General features: G+C 69.2%; 23 protein-coding genes. 7 read left to right on the top strand and 16 right to left on the bottom strand.

The genetic code is table 11. The annotated features are described in order from the left end of the window. Positions 1 to 12: 12 nt before the first annotated feature. Complete coding sequence (locus tag AC4HOU_RS10880; protein ID WP_195020105.1) at positions 13 to 3666, bottom strand: AfsR/SARP family transcriptional regulator; 3654 nt, start codon at positions 3664 to 3666, stop codon at positions 13 to 15. 85 nt (positions 3667 to 3751) lie between these two features. Here AC4HOU_RS10880 and AC4HOU_RS10875 point away from each other — a divergent pair, with 85 nt between their 5' ends. The 4 genes from AC4HOU_RS10875 to AC4HOU_RS10860 all read left to right on the top strand — a co-directional run bounded on the left by AC4HOU_RS10875 (position 3752) and on the right by AC4HOU_RS10860 (position 9062). Then, a complete protein-coding gene (locus AC4HOU_RS10875) occupies positions 3752 to 4219 on the top strand; it encodes an SRPBCC family protein (protein ID WP_163810158.1) in 468 nt (155 codons plus the stop codon). Positions 4220 to 4240: 21 nt separating this feature from the next. Beyond that, positions 4241 to 5116 (top strand): 1,4-dihydroxy-2-naphthoate polyprenyltransferase, encoded by an 876-nt coding sequence (locus AC4HOU_RS10870; protein WP_194990997.1) that lies wholly within the window; start codon positions 4241 to 4243, stop codon positions 5114 to 5116. Between the two features lie 1346 nt (positions 5117 to 6462). After that, complete coding sequence (locus AC4HOU_RS10865; protein ID WP_490724448.1) at positions 6463 to 8418, top strand: hypothetical protein; 1956 nt, start codon at positions 6463 to 6465, stop codon at positions 8416 to 8418. Next, positions 8415 to 9062 carry a hypothetical protein gene (locus AC4HOU_RS10860; RefSeq protein WP_490724447.1) on the top strand — a complete coding sequence of 216 codons (648 nt, stop codon included), beginning with the start codon at positions 8415 to 8417 and terminating at the stop codon, positions 9060 to 9062. The genes AC4HOU_RS10865 and AC4HOU_RS10860 overlap by 4 nt, the downstream gene beginning before the upstream one ends. 81 nt (positions 9063 to 9143) lie before the next feature. Here the strand turns inward: AC4HOU_RS10860 and AC4HOU_RS10855 are convergent, their stop codons facing one another. The 4 genes from AC4HOU_RS10855 to AC4HOU_RS10840 all read right to left on the bottom strand — a co-directional run bounded on the left by AC4HOU_RS10855 (position 9144) and on the right by AC4HOU_RS10840 (position 12091). Continuing rightward, positions 9144 to 9527 (bottom strand): phage holin family protein, encoded by a 384-nt coding sequence (locus AC4HOU_RS10855; protein ID WP_163810167.1) that lies wholly within the window; start codon positions 9525 to 9527, stop codon positions 9144 to 9146. A gap of 59 nt (positions 9528 to 9586) precedes the next feature. Then, on the bottom strand, positions 9587 to 10165 hold the full coding sequence (locus AC4HOU_RS10850; protein WP_163810169.1) for a Clp protease N-terminal domain-containing protein: 579 nt from the start codon (positions 10163 to 10165) through the stop codon (positions 9587 to 9589). After that, positions 10165 to 10386: a helix-turn-helix domain-containing protein gene (locus AC4HOU_RS10845; RefSeq protein ID WP_130917983.1), complete on the bottom strand. Its 222-nt coding sequence runs from the start codon at positions 10384 to 10386 to the stop codon at positions 10165 to 10167. Before AC4HOU_RS10845 ends, AC4HOU_RS10850 begins: the two co-directional genes overlap by 1 nt. Positions 10387 to 10549: 163 nt before the next feature. Further along, positions 10550 to 12091 (bottom strand): acyl-CoA synthetase, encoded by a 1542-nt coding sequence (locus AC4HOU_RS10840; protein ID WP_490724446.1) that lies wholly within the window; start codon positions 12089 to 12091, stop codon positions 10550 to 10552. A gap of 124 nt (positions 12092 to 12215) precedes the next feature. Here AC4HOU_RS10840 and AC4HOU_RS10835 point away from each other — a divergent pair, with 124 nt between their 5' ends. After that, complete coding sequence (locus AC4HOU_RS10835) at positions 12216 to 12905, top strand: TetR/AcrR family transcriptional regulator (RefSeq protein ID WP_163810173.1); 690 nt, start codon at positions 12216 to 12218, stop codon at positions 12903 to 12905. A gap of 27 nt (positions 12906 to 12932) precedes the next feature. Here AC4HOU_RS10835 and cds1 read toward each other — a convergent pair whose 3' ends face one another. After that, positions 12933 to 14018 carry an L-cysteine desulfhydrase Cds1 gene (cds1, locus tag AC4HOU_RS10830; protein WP_163810175.1) on the bottom strand — a complete coding sequence of 362 codons (1086 nt, stop codon included), beginning with the start codon at positions 14016 to 14018 and terminating at the stop codon, positions 12933 to 12935. Further along, positions 14015 to 14374 (bottom strand): DUF4229 domain-containing protein, encoded by a 360-nt coding sequence (locus AC4HOU_RS10825; protein WP_175585787.1) that lies wholly within the window; start codon positions 14372 to 14374, stop codon positions 14015 to 14017. The genes cds1 and AC4HOU_RS10825 overlap by 4 nt, the downstream gene beginning before the upstream one ends. A 232-nt stretch (positions 14375 to 14606) precedes the next feature. Here AC4HOU_RS10825 and AC4HOU_RS10820 point away from each other — a divergent pair, with 232 nt between their 5' ends. Both AC4HOU_RS10820 and AC4HOU_RS10815 read left to right on the top strand, forming a co-directional pair. Continuing rightward, positions 14607 to 14816 carry a BldC family transcriptional regulator gene (locus tag AC4HOU_RS10820; protein ID WP_036540564.1) on the top strand — a complete coding sequence of 70 codons (210 nt, stop codon included), beginning with the start codon at positions 14607 to 14609 and terminating at the stop codon, positions 14814 to 14816. Positions 14817 to 14934: 118 nt separating this feature from the next. Beyond that, a complete protein-coding gene (locus tag AC4HOU_RS10815) occupies positions 14935 to 15141 on the top strand; it encodes a hypothetical protein (protein WP_195020110.1) in 207 nt (68 codons plus the stop codon). Between the two features lie 8 nt (positions 15142 to 15149). Here AC4HOU_RS10815 and AC4HOU_RS10810 read toward each other — a convergent pair whose 3' ends face one another. From AC4HOU_RS10810 to AC4HOU_RS10770, 9 genes are all read right to left on the bottom strand, one after another. Beyond that, positions 15150 to 15404 (bottom strand): hypothetical protein, encoded by a 255-nt coding sequence (locus AC4HOU_RS10810; protein WP_195020111.1) that lies wholly within the window; start codon positions 15402 to 15404, stop codon positions 15150 to 15152. 141 nt (positions 15405 to 15545) lie between these two features. Then, positions 15546 to 16940 carry a lipase family protein gene (locus AC4HOU_RS10805; protein WP_490724445.1) on the bottom strand — a complete coding sequence of 465 codons (1395 nt, stop codon included), beginning with the start codon at positions 16938 to 16940 and terminating at the stop codon, positions 15546 to 15548. Between the two features lie 83 nt (positions 16941 to 17023). Continuing rightward, complete coding sequence (locus AC4HOU_RS10800) at positions 17024 to 17665, bottom strand: TetR/AcrR family transcriptional regulator (RefSeq protein WP_490724444.1); 642 nt, start codon at positions 17663 to 17665, stop codon at positions 17024 to 17026. A gap of 15 nt (positions 17666 to 17680) precedes the next feature. Beyond that, a complete protein-coding gene (gene ccsB / locus AC4HOU_RS10795) occupies positions 17681 to 18655 on the bottom strand; it encodes a c-type cytochrome biogenesis protein CcsB (protein ID WP_163810185.1) in 975 nt (324 codons plus the stop codon). Further along, positions 18655 to 20400, bottom strand: a complete 1746-nt coding sequence (gene resB, locus AC4HOU_RS10790; RefSeq protein WP_490724443.1) for a cytochrome c biogenesis protein ResB — start codon at positions 20398 to 20400, stop codon at positions 18655 to 18657. Before resB ends, ccsB begins: the two co-directional genes overlap by 1 nt. Then, complete coding sequence (locus AC4HOU_RS10785) at positions 20397 to 21239, bottom strand: cytochrome c biogenesis CcdA family protein (RefSeq protein ID WP_195020114.1); 843 nt, start codon at positions 21237 to 21239, stop codon at positions 20397 to 20399. Before AC4HOU_RS10785 ends, resB begins: the two co-directional genes overlap by 4 nt. Continuing rightward, positions 21236 to 21442 carry a hypothetical protein gene (locus AC4HOU_RS10780; protein ID WP_490724442.1) on the bottom strand — a complete coding sequence of 69 codons (207 nt, stop codon included), beginning with the start codon at positions 21440 to 21442 and terminating at the stop codon, positions 21236 to 21238. Before AC4HOU_RS10780 ends, AC4HOU_RS10785 begins: the two co-directional genes overlap by 4 nt. Before the next feature lie 31 nt (positions 21443 to 21473). After that, complete coding sequence (locus AC4HOU_RS10775; RefSeq protein WP_194991398.1) at positions 21474 to 22133, bottom strand: TlpA disulfide reductase family protein; 660 nt, start codon at positions 22131 to 22133, stop codon at positions 21474 to 21476. After that, positions 22130 to 22909 carry a histidine phosphatase family protein gene (locus AC4HOU_RS10770; RefSeq protein ID WP_490724474.1) on the bottom strand — a complete coding sequence of 260 codons (780 nt, stop codon included), beginning with the start codon at positions 22907 to 22909 and terminating at the stop codon, positions 22130 to 22132. Before AC4HOU_RS10770 ends, AC4HOU_RS10775 begins: the two co-directional genes overlap by 4 nt. Between the last annotated feature and the right edge of the window lie 229 nt (positions 22910 to 23138).

Here is a 23138-nt window from a genome sequence, read left to right as displayed (position 1 = left end):
CCCGTTCGCGCGTCATCGTGCGAGCGGGCCCGGTGCGCGTGCGACCACCTTCAGCAGGGTCATGATCCGATCCGCCGCGACCAGCCTGCGCAATCCGGCCACCTCCGCCGTCGCCCGATCGATGCGGTCGCAGCCGACGGTGTCGCGGTGCAGTTCGCGATGCCGCGCCAGCGCCATCACCGGGTAGTCCTGCCTGGCCTTCGCGGCGGGGGCCAGCGCGAGCAGCTCGAGCCCGATCGCGCAGGCCGGATCCAGGCTGAGCCGCTGTGATCCCACCGCGCAGGCCACCGCGCCGATCTGCGGCACATCCCAGAACTGGATGAGCCGTTCCACCGCGATATCGGCCAGTTGCGCGGTCATCGCCGTCATGTCGGCGGCCTGCCCGTAGAGGGTGTGCGCGTCGAGCGTGGCGCTGCACAACATCATCACGCCGGGACCCGGCACGAACTCGCGGCCGGGCCAGCCGACCAGTTCGAGCGCACGACGGAACAGCTCGAGGCCACGCCCGCTGTTGCCCTCCGCCAGCTCGATCTCGGCCAGGCTCGCCGCGACGGTCGAGAGCCGGTGATTGCGCCGGACGCCGGGATCGTCGAGGGCGGCCAGCCGGGAGGCGCCGGAGTCGGTGAGCCCGAGCGCGATCTCCAGTTCGGCCCGCGCCCGCACCGTCTGCCCGGACGCGGTGAGCGAGGCGGCCAGGAAACTGCGCATCTCCAGGCTTTCCTCGTAGGCGCCCAGCCGCCGCAACTGCTCGGCGGCCAGCTCGTAATATCCGACGGACTCGGCGTAGCGCCCGTTCTGCCCGGCCAGGCCGCCGAGATGCTGGTTGATCATGGCGCCGGACCACACGTCGTTGTCGGAGATCATCGATGCCGCGATCATCGCGTCCCGCGTCGAGCCACGCAGTTGACCCGAGTTCTCCCAGGAGTTGGCGCGCACGATCAGCGCGGCCAGCGCGGTATCCCGGTCGGCCGAGCGAGTGGCGTCCGCGAGCAGGCGCGAGACGGTCCAGCCGTCGATCGGGCAGGTGATGAATCTGCCTAAGAACCGGGCCAATTCGCTGAGTTCGCCGTCACGACGCAGCAACCGCCGCGCGCGGGTGCGCACCGTCGCCGCGTCGCGCAGTTCGCTCTCCATGTACATCAGATGCAGGCCGCTGTAGACGTATCCGAGCATTTCCAGATCGGCATCGATGCCCCGGCTCTCCGGCGGGTCCATGGCGAGCATCCGGTGCACCCAGCCGACGAGTTCCATATGCGCGCCGCGCATCACCCACAGCATCGCGCACACCGGGAAGACGGTGTACATGGTGTGCGCGTCGCGGCGCTCGTCGGCCAGCCGCAGCACGGCGGTGAGGTTGTCCATTTCGGCGGCGACGGTGAGCACCAGCGCCACCTGGCCGTCGTCGTGGTCGTGGTAGCGGCGGACGGCGGTCAAGGCGAATTCGCGCGCCCAGCCGCACATTCGGGTGGCCACCAGATCCGCCTCGGCCCGCGGATCACTCGGTTCGGTGGGGCCGGCACAGGGCGACGCGGCGAGTTGCTCCTCGCCGAACTCGCGAACGGTCTCCAGCATCCGATACCGCAGCGGCAGGCTCACATCGGGATCGGGCCGATCGTCCTCGAGCACGGTGAGCAACGACTGCCCGACCAGCCCCTCCACCGCGGCGACCACATCGCCGACCTCCGGGCCACCGGCCACGAACTCCGCCGCCTCCAACGTGAACCCGGCCGGGAATCGGCACAGCCGGCGCAACGCGATCTGCTGCGGCTCGTCGAGCAGGTTCCAGCTCCAGGCGATCACCGCGTGCAGGGTGCGGTGGCGTTCCGGCGAGGACCGGTCGCCGCTGCGCAATAGAGCGAAGCGGTGTTCGAGCCTGGTGTCGATCTCCTCGACGCTCATCGAGCGGACCCGCGCCGCGGCCAGCTCGATAGCCAGCGGCAAACCGTCGAGCCGATGGCACAGCCGCGCCACCACCTCGGGGTTCAGCCGCGCGGTCGGGCGCACCGCCGTGGCGCGGGCGATGAACAGTTCAGTGGCCGGTGAGCCCGCCGCGTCGATCGTCAACGGGGCCAGCGGATACACGGTCTCGGCGGTGATGGCCAGCGGCGCGCGGCTGGTGGTGAGCACCGTCAGCTGCGCACAGCTGCCCACCAGATCGGCCACCACTTCGGCCACGGCGTCGACCAGATGTTCGCAGTTGTCCAGGATGAGCAGCATCGGCCGCTCCGAGAGCGCGTCCCGCAGCCGCTCGCGCAGTTCGATCCGGATGCCCGCCCGGATCAGCACCGGGTCACGGGCGAAATCACCGAGCCCGAGGATCGCCCCGATCGCCGCCTCGACCTCGCCGCACGCATCAGCACCGCCCTCGGCCCGCACCGAGGCGAGTTCGACCAGCACGACCGGCTGTTCACGGGCCATCCGCGCACCGAGTTCATTGGCGATTCTGGTCTTACCCGTGCCGCCCGGGCCGAGCACGGTGGCGACGCGCGAGTTGCGCAGCAGGTCCTCGAGCGCCGTCAGGTCGTCCGCTCGGCCCAGCAGGGCGTTCGGCGCCGCGCGCACCCCGATCGCGCTCGGACGCTGCGCGGAACGGGAATGCGGCTCGGCAGCGGGCACCCGTGCGGCTTCTGCGTCCGTGCGATGAACGGCGGATCCCGATGAATCGTCCACCCGCGCGCTGTACCGGTCCGGCAGGCCGAGCGACTTCGATTGCTCGGCTCGGCGCGACAATTCGGCGTGCCCACCGGGCGCGCGCTCGGCGCGGCGGTGCACCGTCCACTGCGAGGGCCGCAGGGACTCGGGATGCTCGGTGACCCCGTTTCGTTCGGCGGGACCGATCGCGGTGATCGATCGAGCGGCGTCATCGCCGGCCGGCGGAAAATCGCCACGCAGGATCGCGGTGTTCAGCTCGGCCAGCGCCGGACCGGGATCGGTGCCGAGGTGGTCGGCGAGCGTGGCGCGGATGGTGGCGAAGACATCGAGGGCCTCGTTGGGGTGGCCGGCGGCGGCCAGCAGGCGCATCAGGGTGCGGGCGTTCGGTTCGCTGAGCGGGTCCGCCGCGAATGCTTCACGCGCGAGGGCGATGGCGCCGTCCAGGTCGCCGATCGCTTCACGGGCGCTGAGTTCCAGCGCGTCCAGCTCGGCCCGGAGATCGGCCGCTGCGCCGGCGAGTTCGTCGGCCAGCGGGCCGGCAGTGAGATCGGCTCCCGGTTCGCCGCGCCACAGCGCCCTTGCCTCGGCCACCACGCCGAGACAGCGGGCGTGATCGTTCCCGGCACGAGCCTCGCGAGCCTGCTCGAGCAACATCGACACGGCAGTGAGATCGACCTGTTCGGCGGTGAGCCGCAGTCGATAGCCTGCCGGGCCGATCTCCACGGCACCGTCGGGAAGTGCGGTGCGCAGCCGGGACACCTGCGTGTGCAGCGCGTTCATGGGCGCGCGCGGCGGCTGCTCACCCCACACCTCATCGATCAGCGCCGGTGCGCTGCGGCTGCGGCCCGGCGTCACCGCCAGTGCGGCGAGCAGCATTCGGGCCCGGACGCCCGGCACCGCCGTGAGCGCACCGCCGCGGCGCAGCGAAACCTCGCCCAGCAGTCCGACCACCACCGATTCTGCGGGCGTCACCACTGGTCTTCGGCCGCTCGGACCGTTCAACTCGGAAACCATGCCGTGGTCATCGTATGCGCTGGTCCGGCCATGAAGCGCAGCGAATTACCTGCGGTCCGACCGGTCGGTCGCCTACGCTGGGCCAATGGCCGAATTCGAGGTGGTGCGCCAGATCGTCATCGCGGCCGAACCGGCACGCGTGCACGAGTTGATCAACGACTTCCACAACTGGGTCGAGTGGTCGCCATGGGAAGATCTCGACCCGGAGTTGCGCCGCATGTACAGCGGCCCCGACGCCGGAGTCGGAGCGCGCTACGCCTGGGAGGGCAACCGCAAGGCCGGGCGCGGGACGATGGAGATCACCTCGAGCACCGAGCAGGAGATCCGCGTCAAGCTCGACTTCGAGAAACCGTTCAAAGCCAGCAACAATGTCGTGTTCTCGCTCACCCCCGCCGAAGGGGGCGGCACCCAGGTGGTGTGGCGGATGAACGGTGAACAGCGCGGGCTGATGGCGCTGATGGGCAAGGTCATCTCGATGGACAGCCTGATCGGCAAGGATTTCGAGAAGGGTCTCGGCCGGCTGCGGCTGGCCGCCGAAGCCGCGTCCCGGTAGCACGCCGATTAGGCTGCGGACATGGCTACCGCAGCGCAATGGATCGAGGGCGCCCGGCCCCGCACTCTGCCGAACGCTATCGCCCCGGTCATCGCCGGCACCGGAGCCGCCGCGTCCATCGACGGCCTGGTGTGGTGGAAAGCGATTCTCGCGCTGCTCGTCTCGCTGGCGCTCATCATCGGCGTGAACTACGCCAACGACTACTCCGACGGGATCCGCGGCACCGATGACGAACGCGTCGGCCCGCTACGGCTGGTCGGCTCGGGCCTGGCCTCGCCCGCCGCGGTCCGCACCGCGGCCATCGTCAGCCTTGGCGTCGGCGCCGTCTTCGGCCTGATCCTGGTAGTGCTGACCGCGTGGTGGCTCGTCCTCATCGGCGCCGCCTGCCTGGCCGGCGCCTGGTTCTACACCGGCGGCAGCAAGCCCTACGGTTACAGCGGTTTCGGCGAGATCGCCGTCTTCGTCTTCTTCGGCCTGATCGGCGTGCTCGGCACCCAGTTCGTTCAGGCCGAACGCATCGACTGGGTCGGTGCGGTGCTTGCCGTCGCCGTCGGCGCCTTCTCCAGCGCGGTCCTGGTGGCGAACAACCTGCGCGATATCCGCACCGACACCGAATCCGGCAAGGTCACCCTCGCCGTGAAGCTCGGCGATCCGCGCACCCGCGCATTGCACCTGGTGCTGCTGGCCGTGCCGTTCGTGGCGACGCTGCTGCTGGTCGCGCGCTCACCGTTCGCCCTCGTCGGCCTGCTCGCGATCCCGCTCGCCGTCCGCGCCAACGCCCCGGTACGTGGCGGACGCGGTGGCCTCGAACTGATTCCGGCGCTGCGTGATTCCGGATTGGCGTTGCTGGCGTGGTCGGTGCTGACGGCAGGTGCGCTCGGGCTGGCGTCGCTCTGACGTTGTCGACCTCGCACAGGTTGTGACTACTGCACACAGGTTATCGACGCCTGCTGAACCCATAACTTGTGTGAAGTACCGACACCTATGTGACGAACGAACGCGGGCCGCCCGGGTTGCGGCGATGGGCCGGCGCGGGATCGGCGCAGCCTGGGCGACGGTCCGGTTCCGCGACATGTCCGGACCGAGGTGGCGACGGCCGCTGCGAGCCTGAATCTGCCGCACCCGTCGCGGCCGGGGCACGACCGATGGCAGTCCCGAATTCCCGGTGCAGGCGAATCGATCGCACACGAAAAGCGTGGCAGCGCCGTACTGTTGAAGCAGGGGCGAGGGGCTCGACGGTATGGCGCTCAGCGGTCCCGTCATCACGAGGAGGGACCATGTCGGAGGCCGACGACCGCGAAAAACGCGCGCAGCAACCCGATTCGCCGCCTCCGCCGCCGGAGTCGAGACCGCCGGATTCGCCGGCGACCGCCGAATCGAGCTCGACCACGTCGATCGGACCGTCGGGCACCAGTGCGATGCCGCCGGAACCGGCCGACTCGCCCCACGGCCCGGGGCTGCCCGCTAACCCGGATAGCGCCGATCAGAACCGGCCCGCGATACCGCAGCCACAGACGCCACCGCCCGGGCAGCGTCCGCCGATGGGATCACCGTCGCCGGCTTCCGGCCCGCCTCCTGACCACCAGCCGCCCGAGCCCAACCAGCCCCCTCCGCCCGTGCCGCCGGGCTCCTACCCGCCCGGCCCGGCGGGACCGGGCTCGTACCAGGCTCCGGTGCAAGGACATTCGGCGCCGACTCCCCCGTCGATCCCGCCGTCCGGCGAATACTGGCCGGGCGGTGAGCCGTTCCCACCGCGACCCAGCGGACAGCCACCAGCCAGCGGACCACGCCCAGCGCAACCCGGCGAACACACGCCGCCCAGCGCGCCCTTCCCGCCGCACCCCGGACCGCAGGCGCAGCACGCTGCGCCGTACCCACCACAATCCGGCGGATGGATGCCGGTCAGCGGGCCATATCCCCCGCAGCCCGGCGGCCAGAGCCCCAGCGGCCCGAATCCCCCACAGCCAGGTGGGCAGAGTCCCGACAATCCCTATCCCCCGCAGCCCGGCGGCCACGCACCCATCGGCGCACCGCCGCCACCGCAACCCGGCAGCCAGAACCCGGGCGATCCCCTTCCCCCGCAGCCCGGCGGGCAGAGTCCGGGCGGCCTCTATTCCCCGCACACCAGAGGACCGGGGCCCGGCGGTCCCTATCCACAGCATCCTGGCCCGCCTGGTCAGGGCGGACCGTTCGGCTCGCATCCTGATCCGGGATTCGGGTTCGATCCGCAGCGTGGTGCGCCGATGCTCGGCGCGGGCACGCCGGTGCGGGCGCGGCGGCGGCCTTGGATCATCGCGTCGCTGGTGATCCTGGTCGTGGCGGCGATCGGGGTGGGCAGTGCGGTGTTCGTGCTGCGCACCGGCGATGGGCCCACCGTCGAGCAGCGCGGCCGGTCGGCGTTGGCGTCCGCGCAGTTGCGGTTGCTGGATACGCCCGCCACGCATTTCACCGGGACGGTGAAACCGACAGGGGCGTCGGCCGGGCGGCTTCGGGTGGATCTCACGGTCACCAACGTCGGTGATGCGACGGGCACGGTGTCGGTGCGTGAGGGCATCGGCATGGACTACCTCGGTGTCGGCGGGAAATCCTTCCTGTGGGGCAGCGAGCAGGCGTGGCTCGCGCTCGGCGAATCCGCCGAGGACGCCGCGCGATACAAAGACGTGCCGGTGCTGATCGGGCCGGAGCGCTTCGGGTTCGATCTCGCGAGCACCCTGGCACCGGCACGGCTGGCGCTGGCGCTCGATCCCGAGGCCGAGCGCAGCGCCGACGTCACCGTGGGTGACCCGATCGAGATCGACGGGCACCCATCGACGCCGATCACCAGCGGCTCCATCACCACCTATGTGCGCAATTTCGATGCGGCAGGCGAATCGAGCGACGCGTCCGAGCCGCCGGTCATCGACCGGATCGTCAGCGCGTCCTCGTCCGGCGACTCCGCCGACTCCGGCGACGGGGACCCTGAACTACCCGAGTTCACCCTCGAACCGGAATCCGGCGAGGCCGACGACGCCCTCGGCATCTACGAGGAACTGCCGGGCCGGGTGAACGACCTCGGCAACGCGGTGGATTCGCGGATCTCGGTGGGCGGCAATATCAACGGCCAGTTCTTACAGAACCCCTGCCTCGGCGTCTGCACGATCCAGTTCGTCATCACCAATACGGTGAACACCTCGCGGGATATCCGGGTCACCACCGTCAGGTTCGACTACAGCGTCACCATGCAGTCGTCGGTGCCGGTGGCGCTCGGGGCCGGCTGCAACGGGAGCGGCACCATGCCCGCCAATGGCTCGACGACGCTGTCGTGCAGCGCGACCTACGATCCACAGCTGATCCCCGCCGGTCAGACCCGGCCGATCACGGCCACCATCCAGGTCACCGTGCGTGCCCTCGATCCGCAGCAGGTCACCGAACTCCAGGACAAGACCGTCGACCGGGGCCGCCAGGTCAAGGACATCTCCCAGGACGCCCCGAACAGCTACCGCCGCTACACCGAGACCGGTGGCACGCTGCCCCAGCCGAAGTGGACGCAGCGCTATGACCGGACGAGCAGTTCGGCCCAGGAGCGTGGCGGTGCGGGGAAGCCGATGCGCGAGGATCAGGTCGCGGCGGTGTCGAGCGTCATGGATCGCCTCGGTGTTTCCGGGCCCGATAAACAGAAAACGATTCAGGCTCTGCGCAATGCGAACAGCAGCCCGATGGGCGCCGAGGCCGCCGATATCATCGGCAAGGGGCATCTCGCCGGGTCGGAGGGCTTCAAAGATCTGGTGTCGAAGTTCCGCGGGCCGTCCGCGGCCCGGCCGGCGGCCATGCAGGAACTGCGCCTCGGTGACGAGTTGTATCGGCGCGGCCATCACGATCTGGTGTTCGGCCGGACGAAGGAGGGCCAGGGGCGCTTCGATATCGACGTCGGCATCAAGGGGCCCGACGGTCGGGTGACCTTCGCCTACCAGGCGAAAGAGGTCGCCTCGATCAAGGGCTTGCGGTCGGCGACGGCCTCGGTGGTCAAACAATTGGTGGACGCGCCCGCCGAGCGGAAGGTGGGTGTGCTCGAGGTCGCCGCGCCGTCGACGGCCCTGGATACCGATACGCTGCGTTCGCTGCACGACCGCTCCGCCTCCAGCGGCATCGCGTTCGTGCTGCGCTTTTCCGACGACAAGGAGCTGATCATTCCCGACGGCGCGAAAGTCTTCCCGGAATGACCGCGGCCGAACCGCTTCGGGCGCCGGCGTTCTCGTTCGTCTGGACCTGGTGGCCGACCGGTGTCGGACGAGGGGTGGCCGCGCAGTTCGAGCTGGCGGACCGGCTTACGAGTTGCGCAGGCAGGCACGGTCTGTTGACGGCGTCGCGGGTGAGTTGCCGCTGGCTGGTCGAGGGGCGGATCGTGCCGGGAGCGCAATCCGCGGTTGCGCTGGCCGCCGGTCTCGCCGATCCCACCGTGCCCGCGCTGCTCGATGCCGCCCGCCCGGCCGACGTTCCCGGCCATGCGACGATCGGTGCGCTCACCGTCGCTGGGCCGGGCACCCGATTCGACGCCGCCGGATCCCCGCACACCGAGGACGATCTGGTGCGCGTGGGGGTGGATCTGACCGGCACGGAACCTGTCGTCGATCTCGAGGTCCACCACGACATCTGGCTGACCCACGACTTCCGTGGCCGGGCGCAACCGGAGATCCACCGCGGCAATGCGCCCCGGCTGGCCGCTACCCTCGCCGACTTCGACGCGTTGCTGGATGTCGCCGTCGAACCCGGACCGCCCTCGAATTTCGGAACCCCGCGATCGCGCGGCATCGAGCCGCCGCTCGACGATGACGGTGCGCCCATGGACGTCACCGAGTGGTTGTGAACCGCGGGCACGGTCACGCACGAATACCAGCCAGGGCGAATAGACCTGGGCGCCCGCCCGCACCGCCGGGTAGCGGGATTCTCAGTCCCGATCGGGCACGAGCACACCCAGCAGCCAGTTCACCACCGTGACGATGATCGCGCCCCAGAACGCGGCCCAGAAGCCGTCGATGCGCAGGCCGTAATCGGTGAATTCGGTGATCCAGGCCGTCAGCCACAGCATCAGGGCATTGACCACCAGCAGGAACAGCCCGAGGGTCACGATCACCAGTGGCAGCGACAGCAGCTGCACGATCGGCTTGACGAGGGCGTTCACCGCGGTGAACACGGCCGCGACCGCCAGCAGTGTGATGATCTTGGCGCCGTTGCCCTGATCCTCCGGGCTGATGATGTCGATCTTGTCGATCCACGTCGCGGCCAGCCAGATGGCGAAGGCGTTGATGACCAACCGAAGCACAAGCTGCATGGAGCCATGCTAGAGCCCGAATCTCGGATCCGGGCGGCACCGAGCCGAATCTTCGGTGTTCAGGCGGCCCGGTCCAGTAGCGCGTGCACCCGCGTGCGCAGCGCGTCCGCCTGCTCGTCGCCGCCGATCAACGCCGCCGTCGTGGCGTTCGGCGCCCGCAGAATCGCCAGCAGGATATGCCCGGATTCGATGCCCTTGTCCTTACGTGCCAACGCCTCCCGCAGCGCGAGCTCGAGCGTCTTCTTCGCCTCGCGGGAGAACCGGATATGGCCGAAGGCCATCCCGCCGCGCCCGAACCGTCCACGCGGCTGCGGTGGTTCGGCACGGTCGAGCGCGTCCTCGCCGAAGGTGGCCTCGAGACTGTCGCGTACCGCGTCGAGGTCGATGCCGATGGAGCGCAGGGCTTCGGCGTCGCGGTCGCCCAGCGGTGCGTTCTCTCCGTCCTCCGCCAGCGCCGCCGTCACTCGCTCGTGGGTGAGTCCGGCCGAGGCCAGCGCGTCCTTCATCACGGGCTCGGCCTGCGACAGCACACCGAGCAGTACGTGTTCGACGCGAATTTCGGGCGCACGCAGCTGCCTGGCCTCCTCTTGTGCCACGACGACGGCCATGCGCGCGTGTTTGCTGAACCGTTCGAACATCAGCGGCCCCTGCCTCTCCGGTTGTATTTCTGATGTACCGCCTGCTTGCTGACCTCGAGGGCATCCGCGATGGCCTGCCACGACCAGCCCTGATCCCTGGCGTTGGCCACCTGGATCGCTTCGAGCCGTTCGAGCAGCCTGCGCAATGCCAGCACGGCCCGCAGCCCGACCTCTGGATCGGGGCTGCCGGCCGCCGCTGCCAGCGTGGTTGCTTCCGTCATGACGTCAATTTTGATTGACGACACGGCCCTTGTCAACAAAAATTGACATCACCGGCGAAAAGAAAGCGCCCCTGCCGAATCTCGACGTTCACTCGCTTCCACCCGACGGGAAGGCGAGTCCGAGAGCCGAATACCGGGGCGCTGCCGATCGCAGCCGCCGCGATCAGCCTGTCGCCGCGCCGAACTGCTCGCGCAAGCGGTACTTCAGCACCTTGCCCGACGCATTGCGCGGTAGCGCGTCGACGAACTCCAGCCGCAACGGCACCTTGTATCCGGCCAGATCGCCGCGCGCGAATTCGCGCAACTCGTCCAGCGTGAGCGAGGCGCCGGGCTGGGTGGCGACGACGGCCGTCACCGCCTCACCCCACTTCTCGTGCGGCAGCCCGAGCACCGCCACCTCGGCCACCGCCGGATGCCGGTACAGAACGTTCTCCACCTCGGCCGGGTAGACGTTCTCGCCGCCGGTGATCACCATGTCCTTGACCCGGTCGACCACGTAGACGAAGCCGTCCTGGTCGGCCTGCCCGATATCACCGGTGTGGAACCAGCCCTCGGCATCGATGACCGCGTCGGTAGCCGCCTTGTTGTTCCAATAGCCCTTCATGACCTGCGGCCCGCGCACACAGATCTCGCCACGCTCGCCGTCGGGCACCGGGTTGTTGTCCAGATCGACCAGGCGCACATCCGACAGCGGCAACACCTTGTGCCCGGCGGCGCCGATCCGGGTGGCCACATCGTCGGTGGACAGCACCAGCGCCAGCGGCGCGGTTTCGGTCAGGCCATAGCCCTGGGCGAAGGGCACCCCACGCTCGCCGTAGCGGGTGATGAGCGCCTCCGGTACCGGCGCGCCACCACAGATGAAGGTCCGCACACTCGACAGATCCGTGGTCGCGAACTGTGGCACCTGGGCCATGAACAGATACATCGCCGGCACCCCGAACATGGTGGTGACCTTGTGCTCGGCGATCAGCGCCAGCGCCTGCGCCGGGTCGAACGCGGCCATCAGCACCAGGTGCGCGCCCTTCTGCAACGACACCAGCGTCGTCACATTCAGCCCGCCGATATGGAACAGCGGTGCGCAGACCAGCGAGACGTCGTCGTGGAGGGTGTCGAAGGAAAGCAGCGCGTTGACGTTGTTCCAGAACAGGTTTCCGTGGGTCAGCATCGCGCCCTTGGGCTTGCCGGTGGTGCCGGAGGTGTACATGATCACCGCTACGTCGTCGGCGTCTGGATGTTTCGGCTCGGCGATCGGTTCCCGGGCCGTCAGCAGCTCGTCGAGGACCTCCCACCCGGGGCGCGCGGTCAGCGAAATCGACCGGTTCACCCCGGATTCGGCGAGCACCGGGTCGACGATCTCGGCCCGGTCCGTATCGGCGATCAACGTGTGCACGCCGGCGTCGCCGAGGATGTAACCCAGCTCGGCGGCCGTCAGCCGGAAGTTGAGCGGGACGAACACCGCGCCCGCCCGCGACGCCGCGAACAATGTGACCAGGAAATCGGGATGGTTCAGTCCGAGGTAGCCGACCCGGTCGCCGGGCCGCACCCCGCCCGCGACCAGTTCCGCGGCCAGCCGGTCGACGCGTTCGAGGAGCGCGCCGTAGGTCAGCGTCTGCCCGTCGAAGGTGATGGCCGGGCGGGCCGGCCCGGAAGCGGCCCTGCGGGCAATCCAGGAACCGAGGTCGGTCGGCGGGGTGATCATCGGCATACCTCCAGGTCACCGTCGTGAGCGGCGCGGCCACTGTGACGGACATCGCAGCAATGTCGCGCCAGCCTATTACGGACGTGAACCGTCGTAAATAGGAAAATGAGACCGGTGCCACAATGTGTCGGTGGTTGACACGCGACGAGCCGGGCGTCCGCGCGATCCGGAGCTGGAACACCGCGCCCACCAGGCCGCCCGCACGGTCTATGCCGAACGCGGCTGGAGCGGGTTCACGCTGGACGAGGTGGCACGGCGCTCCGGCATCGGCAAAGGGTCGCTCTACCTGCGGTGGCCATCGAAAGAGGCGCTACTGGTGGACGCGGTGCGTTCGCGGATCCGGTTCATCGCCCATATCGACACCGGCGATCTGCGGACAGACCTGATCGAGTTCGCCACCAGCTGGCTGGCGCACGAAAGCACCGATGACGGATCACTGGCACGCCAGTTGTCGGCCGACGCGCATCGGGTCGCGAAACTCGCCGACACTCTCGCCGGCGATCCCTACCCGGAGCATCTGCGCGCCACCCGCGCGATCATCCGGCGCGGCATCGAACGCGGGGAGCTGCCACCGCAGACTTCGGTCGCCCTGGTCGCCGATCTGATCGCCGGAGCGGTGTCCAATCACGTCACCGCGACGCCGCCGCATCTGCGGGAACGGGCGAAAGCCGAATCCGCCGCCTATATCGCGGCTTTGGTGGACACGATCCTGGCCGGCGTCCGCGCGACCGCCGGCACAGGGCCCGAGTCGACCGGCCGGTCGACATCGAAGGCAGGCAGGTCCGCGCGCGATCGGCAGAGCGCGGCGCGATCCGGCTAGGCCGGGACACGTGAGGAGGGCAGCCGATCAGCCGCGCCAGATGCCCGTCGCGGTGAAATCGGCCAGTACGGCGGCCGGTTCGTCCAGGTCCAGGCCCTGTCGGGCCACCCAGTCGTCGTCGAAATACGTGCCCGCGTACCGGTCACCGCCGTCGCAGAGCAGGGTGACCACGCTGCCGGTGCGACCCTGCGCCAGCATCTCGGCGATCAGCGCGAACGCGCCCCACAGATTGGTGCCGGTGGAACCACCGACGCGCCGGCCGAGCACCCGGCTCGCATGACGCGCGGTGGCGATGGAGGCGGCGTCGGGCACCTCGATCATCCGGTCCACCACCTGCGCGATGAACGACGGCTCCACCCGCGGGCGCCCGATGCCCTCGATCCGCGACGACATGCCCGTCTGGTAGCCGGGATCACCGGTTTCGTAACCGCCGTAGAACGCCGAGTTCTCCGGGTCCACGATCGCCAGTTTCGTGGCGTGCCTGCGGTAGCGGATGTAGCGCCCGATGGTGGCGCCGGTACCGCCGGTGCCCGCGCCGGTGACGATCCACTCCGGCACCGAGTGATTCTCCAGTTTCAGCTGCTCGAAGATGGATTCGGCGATGTTGTTGTTGCCGCGCCAGTCCGTCGCCCGCTCGGCATGGGTGAACTGGTCCATGTAGTGACCACCGCACTCGGCGGCCAGCCGCGCGGCCTCGGTGTACATCTCCGGTGGGCGTTGCACGAAATGGCAGCGTCCGCCCTGCGCCTCGATCAACGCGATCTTCTGCGGCGAGGTACTGGCGGGCATCACGGCGACGAAATCCAGGCCGAGCAGTTTCGCGAAGTAGGCCTCGCTCACCGCCGTCGACCCGGACGACGCCTCGACCACGGTGGTGTTCTCGGTGATCCAGCCATTGCACAGGGCGTACAGGAACAGCGAACGTGCCAGCCGGTGCTTGAGGCTGCCGGTGATGTGAGTGGACTCGTCCTTCAGATAGAGCTGGATATCCCACTCGACCGGCAGCGGATACCGCAGCAGATGGGTGTCGGCGCTGCGCTGGGTGTCGGCGTCGATGAGCCGGACGGCATTGTCGACCCAGGCACGCGGGGCGCTCCGGTCGACGTACTTCACGCCTTCGACCCGCCCTGATCGCCCGGCTCGTCACCACGCAGCCGAGCCCGCAACTGCGCCTTGTCCTGCCTGCGACGCTCGTCGACCACGGCGATGTCCTCGTTGACCTTGGTGCGCAGGCCCTTGAACAGGATCAGCGACAGCGGCATCGCGATGATGAGCGCGAACAGCGCGGCCACCACCAGCGGGATCTGCACGTCGATGAGCTTCGCCGCGACCACGATCACCGCGGTGATCAGCGCGACCAGGCCGAGCCGGGCCACGGTGTACAGGGCCAGGTTGCGGGCCAGCCGCCCACCCGTCGAACCACTGGTTTGCCGGGCGGATGCCCCTTCCGGTCGCGATGCGTCACTCACGATGTCCAGAGTAAGCGGAGGTCCTTCGGGCACTCGACCCGGCGCTCCCCCGACCTCGTTGGCCTACGGGGTCCGCTGCGGCGATCATCGCGCGGTCCGATGCGCACAATATCCGATTTGTCTATTACCTCCCCTTTACCAACAGTAGGTCATTCGAGTACCTGGGGGTCGCGGTGCGACTATGGCGGCATCTTGATGAGGGATAGTTACTGTCGAGAACGGAGAGTTTGCTATGACCGCGATCACCGTCGGCGGCCAGGACACCCTGCTGACGCCCGGCCAGGTTGCCGCCCTGTTCCATGTCGATCCGAAGACCGTCACCCGGTGGGCGCACGCCGGTCGGCTCGGGTCGCTGCGCACCCCGGGTGGGCACCGCCGGTTCCGTGAGTCCGAGGTCATGCAGCTGCTGAAGTCGCTCACCACCGAGGCCACCACGCGCTGATCGGTCTCGATCCGCCCGCCACGACACGGTCCGTCCGCAGCTGTCGTGGCGGGTATCGCACGTCTCGATGCGCGCGGGCCCGGCGCGGGTCTACCCTCGGTAGCAGGAGGTGAGCGACGTGACGTACCTGTTGGCACTCATCGCGGTCGTGGCGATCGCGGTGCTGTGCTGGAAGGCGTTCGGCCCCGACCGAGGTGCGGGTATGCCCGCGCCACCGCGACGCGCCCCCAAGCGTGTCCTCGGCCCGGATGACGACCCCGAATTCCTCTGGCGCATCTCGCGTCAGCAGCACCCGGACGGCGACCCCGGGCCCGCCGAGCACTGACGCTCGGATCAGTCGCGCGCGTGTGACGAGTCGACGTGGCCGTCCCGGTCGATTCTCGGTGCGGGCCCGTCACCGTCCTCCCGCAGCTCACCCGCGTCATCCAAGAGCGGTAATCCCTCACTGACGCGCAGCCGATCGGCGATCATCACCAGATACCGCTGCGCCTCCTCCGACAACCCGCTCGCCACCCGCACCAACCGCGCCAGGGCGCTATCGCCCGGTCTCTGTCCGAACGATTCCCCCGCGAAGTCCGCAGCATCCACGCGCAACCCTCCTCGAGCTCCCGCACGCACCGGCACAGCGCGCTATCTCGAACGACACGCTCACCCGGGCAACGGCACGCCAGATGATCTGTGATACATGTCACTCACAGTCGCGTTAATCTCCGCGCGGGGATCGCCGGGTTACCGCGCCCCGATCGGCTTACCGAAGAACGAGGCGAAGGTTTCGCCGAGCATGGAGCCCATGAAATCCAGCTGGCCCGGGGTGCCGAGCATCGAGGGGACGTCGGTGGTTGTGCAGCCGCGGGTGGCGGGGACGCCGTTGAGGCGGTCGCGCATCCACACCAGCGCGGCGGGGCCGCCGGTGACCTCGGCGACGATGTGTTCGCTCGCATGGTCGCGGGTGTAGGTGACCTGGGCGTTCGGGTCCGTGCAGTAGGTGTCGACCAGCTGGTCGGTCGCGTGCAGCGGCAAAATCTCATCCCAGGCGGAATGCCAGATGAACACGGGCATTGCGGGGACCGAGCGGCCCATGCGGGTGTCGTCGAGCATCGCCGCGACGGCCGGATCGCGCATCGGGTCACCCTGGGTGCGCATCATGCCCTTCATGTTCAGGAACGGGAACAGGCTCGACTGATACTGCACGCACAGTGGGGCTTTGAGCGTCATCAAGGTCTTGCCCAAGGGGTCGAGGTTGCGGTCGAGAAACGCGGCGAACTCGGGGTATTCGCGGGAGAGCCCCATCACCGCGGCGAAGACGAGGCCCGAGGTGGCCTGGTTGTTCGACATCTCCAGCGCCGCACCGAGATCGGCGCCGACGCCGCCCATCGCGGTCGCTGCGATGTTCAGTTCGGGCGCATAGGTCCGGTGCAGTTCGGCGGCGTGACCGGTGGCGATGGAACCGCCGGAGTAGCCGTACATGCCGACCGGTGCGTCCGGCCCGACCTCCAGCGGCGCGAACGAGGTGGCCGCGCGGATCCCGTCGAGGGTGATGCGCCCGGCCAGCGGTCCGGCCGCGTACGCCGAATTCGGGCCCTGATGGTCGGGGATCACGACCGCCCAGCCCTGTTGCAGTGCGGCCTGGGCGAAGAGGAACTCCGCGGGTGCGACGATCTGGCCGACGAACGGCGCGACCGAAAGATGTTGCAGCGCATAGGACGGCGTGCAGTAACCGGCGGTGGAATCCTCGGCGATCTGCACCGACAGCAGCTTGCGCGGTGTCGGCGCGGTGCCGCGCGGCTTGATCAGGGTGGCCACGGCCGGGATGGGCTCGTCGCGACTGTTGTTGGACCGGTAGGACACCTGCCAGGCGTCGACGTTGAGCGGGATGAGCCCGAAGTTGCCGACGTTCACCTGTCGCACCGCGATGATCTCACCGGGCGCCTTGGCGCCGAACACCTCGGCGGGCGGATGGTAGAAGCCCGGATCCAGTTCCGGCGGCAACGGCAGCACCCGAGCCGGTTCGATCGCCTGCGGCGCGGGCTCGGCAGCCGCCGGGGTGCCGACCACGGCGAATACGGCGACGGCGCTGAGGGACAACGTGCAGATCCGGCGAACCCACCCCGGTTTGGTCTTCATCGACCCACATCCTCACTTCAATTTGAGACGCCAACGTCTCAACTTCGGCGCCCACTATGGCACGGATGTGTCCCAGATCGCAATCAATCGGTCGCGGTACCAGGCAGGACCAGTGCGAGCAGCACCGTCGACAGCACCGCGAGCAGTTCGTCCACCGGCGGCCGCGGCCGCTGCTGACTCCACCGATGCACCGCGCCGTTCACCGCCCCGATGAACCCCGCCATGGCCAGCTGCCAGCCGCCCGGCGGGGTACTCACCGCGGGCACCGCCGACGCCGTTTCCGCGATCACCTCGCCCCATTCGTCACGCACCTGCGCCCGATGCCGTTCCACGGCGTCGCTGACGCCCACGATCTCCACGAACGCGACCTGCACGCAGCGCGGATCATCGGTGATCGCATGCACGTACGCGCGCAGACCCGCCTCGATCAGTGCCCGCGGTTCGGCGACGCCCGCGCTCGACAGCCCTTCCCGGAATGCCGCCCGCGCCCGCTGCTGCACGTGGTCGTACACGTCGACCAGCAGCTCTTCCCGCCCCGTGTACTGCTCATAGAACTGCCGCCGCGACAGCCCCGCCACGGCGCACACATCCGAGATCGAACTCGCGGCGTAGGTCTGCTCCGCGAAGACCGTCAGGCCCGCCTCGAGAAACAGCGCCCGGCGCTCGGCCCGCCGCTCCGCCACCGACCGCCCGGCATAGTTGTGCCTGGTCCGCGCCGTACTCACCGCCAGCGCCCGGCCTCAGTTCAGGCCGGCGTAGGAGTGCAGGCCGGAGACCACCATGTTGATGATGAACAGGTTGAACAGCATCGCCACGAAGGCGGCGACGTTGATCCAGGCGGCCTTGGTGTCGCGCCAGCCCGAGGTGGCGCGGGCGTGCAGGTAGGCGGCGTAGAGGACCCAGGCGATGAACGAGCAGGTCTCCTTGGGGTCCCAGCCCCAGAACCGGCCCCAGGCGGCTTCGGCCCAGATGGCGCCGAGGATGACGCCCGCACCGAACAGCGGGAAACCGATGATGGTGGTCTTGTAGGCGATCCGGTCCAGCGTGCGCGCGTCGGGCAGGCGACGGGCGATGGTGCCGAAGACGTTGTCCGACTCCTGGCCCTGCGGCTGCCGGATGCGGTACAGGAACAGCAGACTCGCCACACCCGACACCATGAACACACCGCTGCCGACGCTGACGATCGTCACGTGGATCGGCAGCCAGAACGATTTGAGCGCGGGCACGACGGGCGCTGCGTCGGCGTAGAGCACGGTGCCGGCCAGGAACATCAGGATCAGCAGCGGAACCAGCAGGAACACCCACATGGCCCGGTACTTCTGATCGCGCAGGAAGATCAGCCCCACCACGGCCGTTGCCGCCGTCGCCATGGTGACGAACTCGTACATGTTGCCCAGCGGGAACCGATGGGTGGCGAAGCCGCGCAGCACGATCGAGAGCACATGCAGTGCGACCGCGACGAAGAGCACCGAGAACGCCATATTGCCCAGGCGCTCCGACAGCGGCAGCCGCGGCGCTTCGACGATCTTGCCGGGGACCGCCGGATCGACGGCGACCGAACCACCGCCCGCGGCCACCAGCTCGCGCTCGACCACCTTGCGGGTGCGCACCGACGCGTACTGCACGATCAGCAGTACGAGCACCAACGCGTACACGAAGATCGCGGACATGTACGCGAAGTCGCTGTAGCGCGCGAGGGTTTCGTCGATCTGCATCATCTATCTCCCGTGGTCTTCCCGGTCGGCGTCGCCGCGTCGTCGGGCGCGCCCGCACCGAGCAGGCGTGCGCGCAACCGATCGAACTCCCCGCCCCACCCGGCCTGATCGGACCTGGCGAGTCCACCCATCTCTACTACGACGCGTCGTTGGTCAACGGTACCCGCTTCGGCCTCGGCCGGGTACACGCGCAGCCAGATTCGCCGGCGCGAGACCAGCAGCGACACCAACAGCCCTGCCATCATCGTCACCGCGCTCACCAGCACCCACTGCTGCGCCGGATCATGCGAGACCTGCAGGTTGACGAACTCCTCCGCGCCGTCGAAGGTCACCACGGTGCCGTTCGACAATGTCGTGGACTCGCCGGGACGCAGGTTGACCCTGGCTTCCTTGGTGAGCCGTTCCTGCCGGATCAGTTCCTGATCGAGCGCGAACAGCGACTGCGGACGCCCGGTGTCCAAGCCGGTGTCACCGCGGTAGATGTCGACGGCGACGGCCGGATCGTTCATCTCCGGATACGACGAGGTGAGCAGCGTGCCGTGCAGGTTGGCGGTCGGCGCGAACAGGCCCTCGATCGCGATCTGGTTGTCGCGGCGCTCCTGCTCGGTCGGGTACAGCCCGCCGGGCGGATCGAAGCGCAGGACACCACTGGACAGGAAGGTGGTGGCGTCGTCGGGGCGCCACTGCACGGTTTCGGTGCGGGTCTCGCCGTTCGGGAACTTCACCGTGAACGTCGGCGCGTAACCGTGGCCCTGCAGGTAGATGCGGTCGCCGGCGACACGCAGCGGGTGATTCACCCGGATCTCGGTCTCCCGCCAGGTATCGGTCGCGAAGTCCTCGCCGGCCTGATAGGCGATGTTGGAGCGGAACATCTCGGCCTGGCCGTTGTCGAGGTAGTCGGCGTGGAAATCCTTGACCCGCACGCAGATCGGCGTCATGCCGGTGCCGTCGTTGGCCGAACCGGTCCGGAACGAGTCGAACGCCGCGGGTGACGTACTGCAGAAACCGGGACCGTTGTTCGCGATGACGATGACGCTGCCCTCGTAGCCGAACAGCTTGCCCACCGCGATCGACACCAGCAGCCCGACCAGCGCCAGATGGAAGACCAGGTTGCCGAGCTCGCGCGAGTACCCCTTCTCCGCCGAGAGCGTCACCTCGCCGTCGCGGTCACCGTGTTCGGCTCGGCGCTCCCGGTGCCCTTCGTGGTTACGCGAGCTGCCGCCTTCGGGCCCGTCGCTCGCGCCCGGGCGCCGGACTACGGTGCGCCAGCGGCGCAGTTGGCCGGTCGCGGTGGCGATCACGTCGTCGGGGGTGCCGTCGACCGTCGCGGAGTAGTGGTGCGGCAACCGCTTCAGGTTGCGCGGCACCCGGACCGGCGGGGTGCGCAGCGCGCGGTAGTGGTCGACCGCGCGGGGCAGGATGCACCCGACCAGCGAGATGAACAGCAGCACGTAGATCGCGGTGAACCACGAACTGGAGAACACATCGAACAGCTGGAAGCGGTCCATCCAAGGGCCGAGCGTCGGCCGGTCGGCGATGTACTGGGCGACCTTCGACTCGTTGAGTTCCCGTTGCGGCAGTAGCGCGCCGGGGATGGCGGCCAGCGCCAGCAGGAACAGCAGCACCAGCGCGGTGCGCATGCTGGTGAGTCCGCGCCAGGTATTGCGCACGAAGGCCAGTACCCGACCTGGTAGCGATTGGCGCGGCGGTCGCGCCGGAGCGTCGGGACGGTCGATCACGGTCATATCGGCAGGGTCACCTCGGAAACGAACCCGTCGCGCACCCATGCCACGAACTGATCCCAGGCGCCGGTGACCAGCGCGATGCCGACGGCGACCAGCAGCAATCCGCCGATCACCTGGATGGTCCTGGAGTTGCGCCGCAGCCAGCCGACGCCGCGCAACGCGCTGGCCGACCCGAACGCCAGAATCACGAACGGCAGCCCGAGCCCCAGGCAGTACGCCACGATCAACGCGACGCCACGGGCCGCGGTGGTGCCCTCGGTGCCCGCCGCCACGGCCATCACGCCCGACAGCGTCGGACCGAGACACGGGGTCCAGCCGAGGGCGAACACACCGCCGAGCAGCGGGGCGCCGGCGATGCTGGTCAGTCTGCGCGGTTCCATCCTGGTGTCGCGCTGCAAAGCGGGAACCAGGCCGATGAACACCAGGCCCATCAGGATGGTGACCACACCGCCGAGGCGCATCAGCAACTCGCGATTGACGTTCAAGGTCTGGATGACGCCGAACACGGTGGCCGTCGCCAAGACGAACACCACGGTGAATCCGGCGACGAACAATCCGGCCGCGCCCGCGACCCGCATCCGAGCCGCCCGGACCGGGGCGCGCTGCGCCAGCGCGACCGACGACCCGGACGTGCCCTTCGCCTCGGCCACCGTCGCGGGCGGCGCCTCGGCCCCGACCAGCCCGGCCAGGTACGACAGATACCCCGGCACCAGCGGCACCACGCACGGCGAGGCGAACGAGACCAGTCCGGCGAGCAGGCAGGCGCCGAGTGCCAGCAGCAGCGGCCCGGTGGCCGCTGTCTGCTGGAACGAATCACCCACCCCGGCCAGAACCGTCACTGCTGCTCCGGATCGGGCGCCGTGTCGGCGGCCTCGTGGTCGTCATCGGGACGGGTGAGCGCCGCGGAGGCGGGGGCGGTGCGATACTCGAGCACCCAGTGGCCGAGCGAGGAGCGAACCATCACCTCCGCGCGCACACCGCGGGGCGGACGGGTCGACGGGTAGCGGCGGCGCACCGCCGTCCGGCTGCGGACCGGTTTCATCGTCTCTCCTGTGTGGCTTCCCGGAGGGTGTTCATCGCCCCTCCGGCGCTTGACTGACGGTCCCCCCGGCAGGTTCCTCGCGAGCGATGCTCTCGACGACAGGTTGTAGATCTTCGGCCAGCACCGCGCGCAGGAAGATGGCGGCCACCCGGTGCTGACGATCGAGGACCAGCGTCGTCGGGATGACGCTGGTGGGGAAGTTCCCGCCGAGCGCGAGCAGGGTGCGCATGGACGGGTCGTAGATCGACGGATAGCCGATCTTGTTGTCGACGACGAAATCCTGCGCCTTGTCGCGCTGCGGATCGCGGACATTGATACCGAGGAAGGCGACCCCGGAATCCTTGGTCTGCTCGTAGACCTGCTCCAACGCGGGTGCCTCCGCGCGGCAGGGCCCGCACCACTGGCCCCACAGATTCAGCACGACGACCTGCCCGGTGAAATCGGAGAGCGCGATATCGGCGCCCTCGTTCATCAGGTCGGGGCCGGACAGCTTCCCGATGGTGCCGCGTGAGCTGGGTGGGTTGTAGAAGATCTCGGTCCTACCGCCGGGCGAGACGAATTCGAAGGTGCCGCCGGAAGCCACCGCGTCGTCACCGGTCGCGCAACCGGTCACCGCCGCGGCGACCAGCGCCACGCAGGCCAGCAGGACCGGCATCAGCCGGGCCCGCCGTGACGACACCTTCCTTCTCATGCCCCGTGCACCGTGGGATCCGAACCGCCCGCGGGCTCGGAGTAGACGATGTCGACGAGGGTGTCGCCCTGATAGACCAGCGAGGTCAGCGACGCCAGCGAGCACTGGCGCTGGCGCGGATCGTGCCAGAGCCGCTGCCCCTGGAGGAAACGACGCAGCGTCCACACCGGCAGCTGATGCGAGACCAGCACCGCTTCCCGGCCGGTGGCCTCGGCGCGAGCCTTGTTCACCGCAGCCAGCATGCGGTGCGCGATCTGCAGGTAGGGCTCACCCCAGGACGGGGTGAACGGGTCGCGCAGCTTCCACCAGTGCCGTGGCTTGCGCAGCGCGCCGTCACCGACGGATACGCGCAGGCCCTCGAAGGTGTTGCCGGCCTCGATCAGGTTCTCGTCGGTGCGCACGATCAGCCCGTGCTGCGCCGCGATCGGCTCGGCGGTCTCCTGGGCACGCTGCAGCGGCGAGGCGATGACGGCGGCGATGTCGTGATCGGCCAGCGCCCGTGCCACCGCACCGGCCTGCGCCCGGCCCGACACCGACAGCCCGAATCCGGGCAGCCTGCCGTAGAGGATGCCCTTCGGGTTGTGCACTTCGCCGTGGCGCAGCACATGCACGATGGTCTCGACGGCGGCGCCGCCGTCGTGGATGCGCGGCTGGGTGGCGGCCACCGGCGCGGCATCGTCCTGGTCGTCGGCGGCGGATTCGGCGGCGGCCGCCGCGGCGGCGGCTTCGGCGGCGGCGGTCTCGGCAGCGGCCTCGGCGACCACGGCCTCGGCCATCGCGGTCTCGGCGGCGGTGGTCTGGGCGACGGCCTCGGCGATGACAGCGGGATCGGATTCCGCGGCGGCGACGGCAGCGGCGGTCTCGGCGACCGCCTTCGCGACCACGGCATCGGCGGCAGCGGTCTCGGCGACCGCCTTGGCCGCGGCGGCCTTGGCCGTGGCGGCTTCGACGGCCGACGCCGCGTCAGCGGTGTTGTCGGTGGGTTCGCGCTCGGAATCGGGCTGG

Source organism: Nocardia sp. JCM 38205, from assembly GCF_058222935.1.
This window is presented reverse-complemented; position numbering and strand designations above follow the sequence as displayed.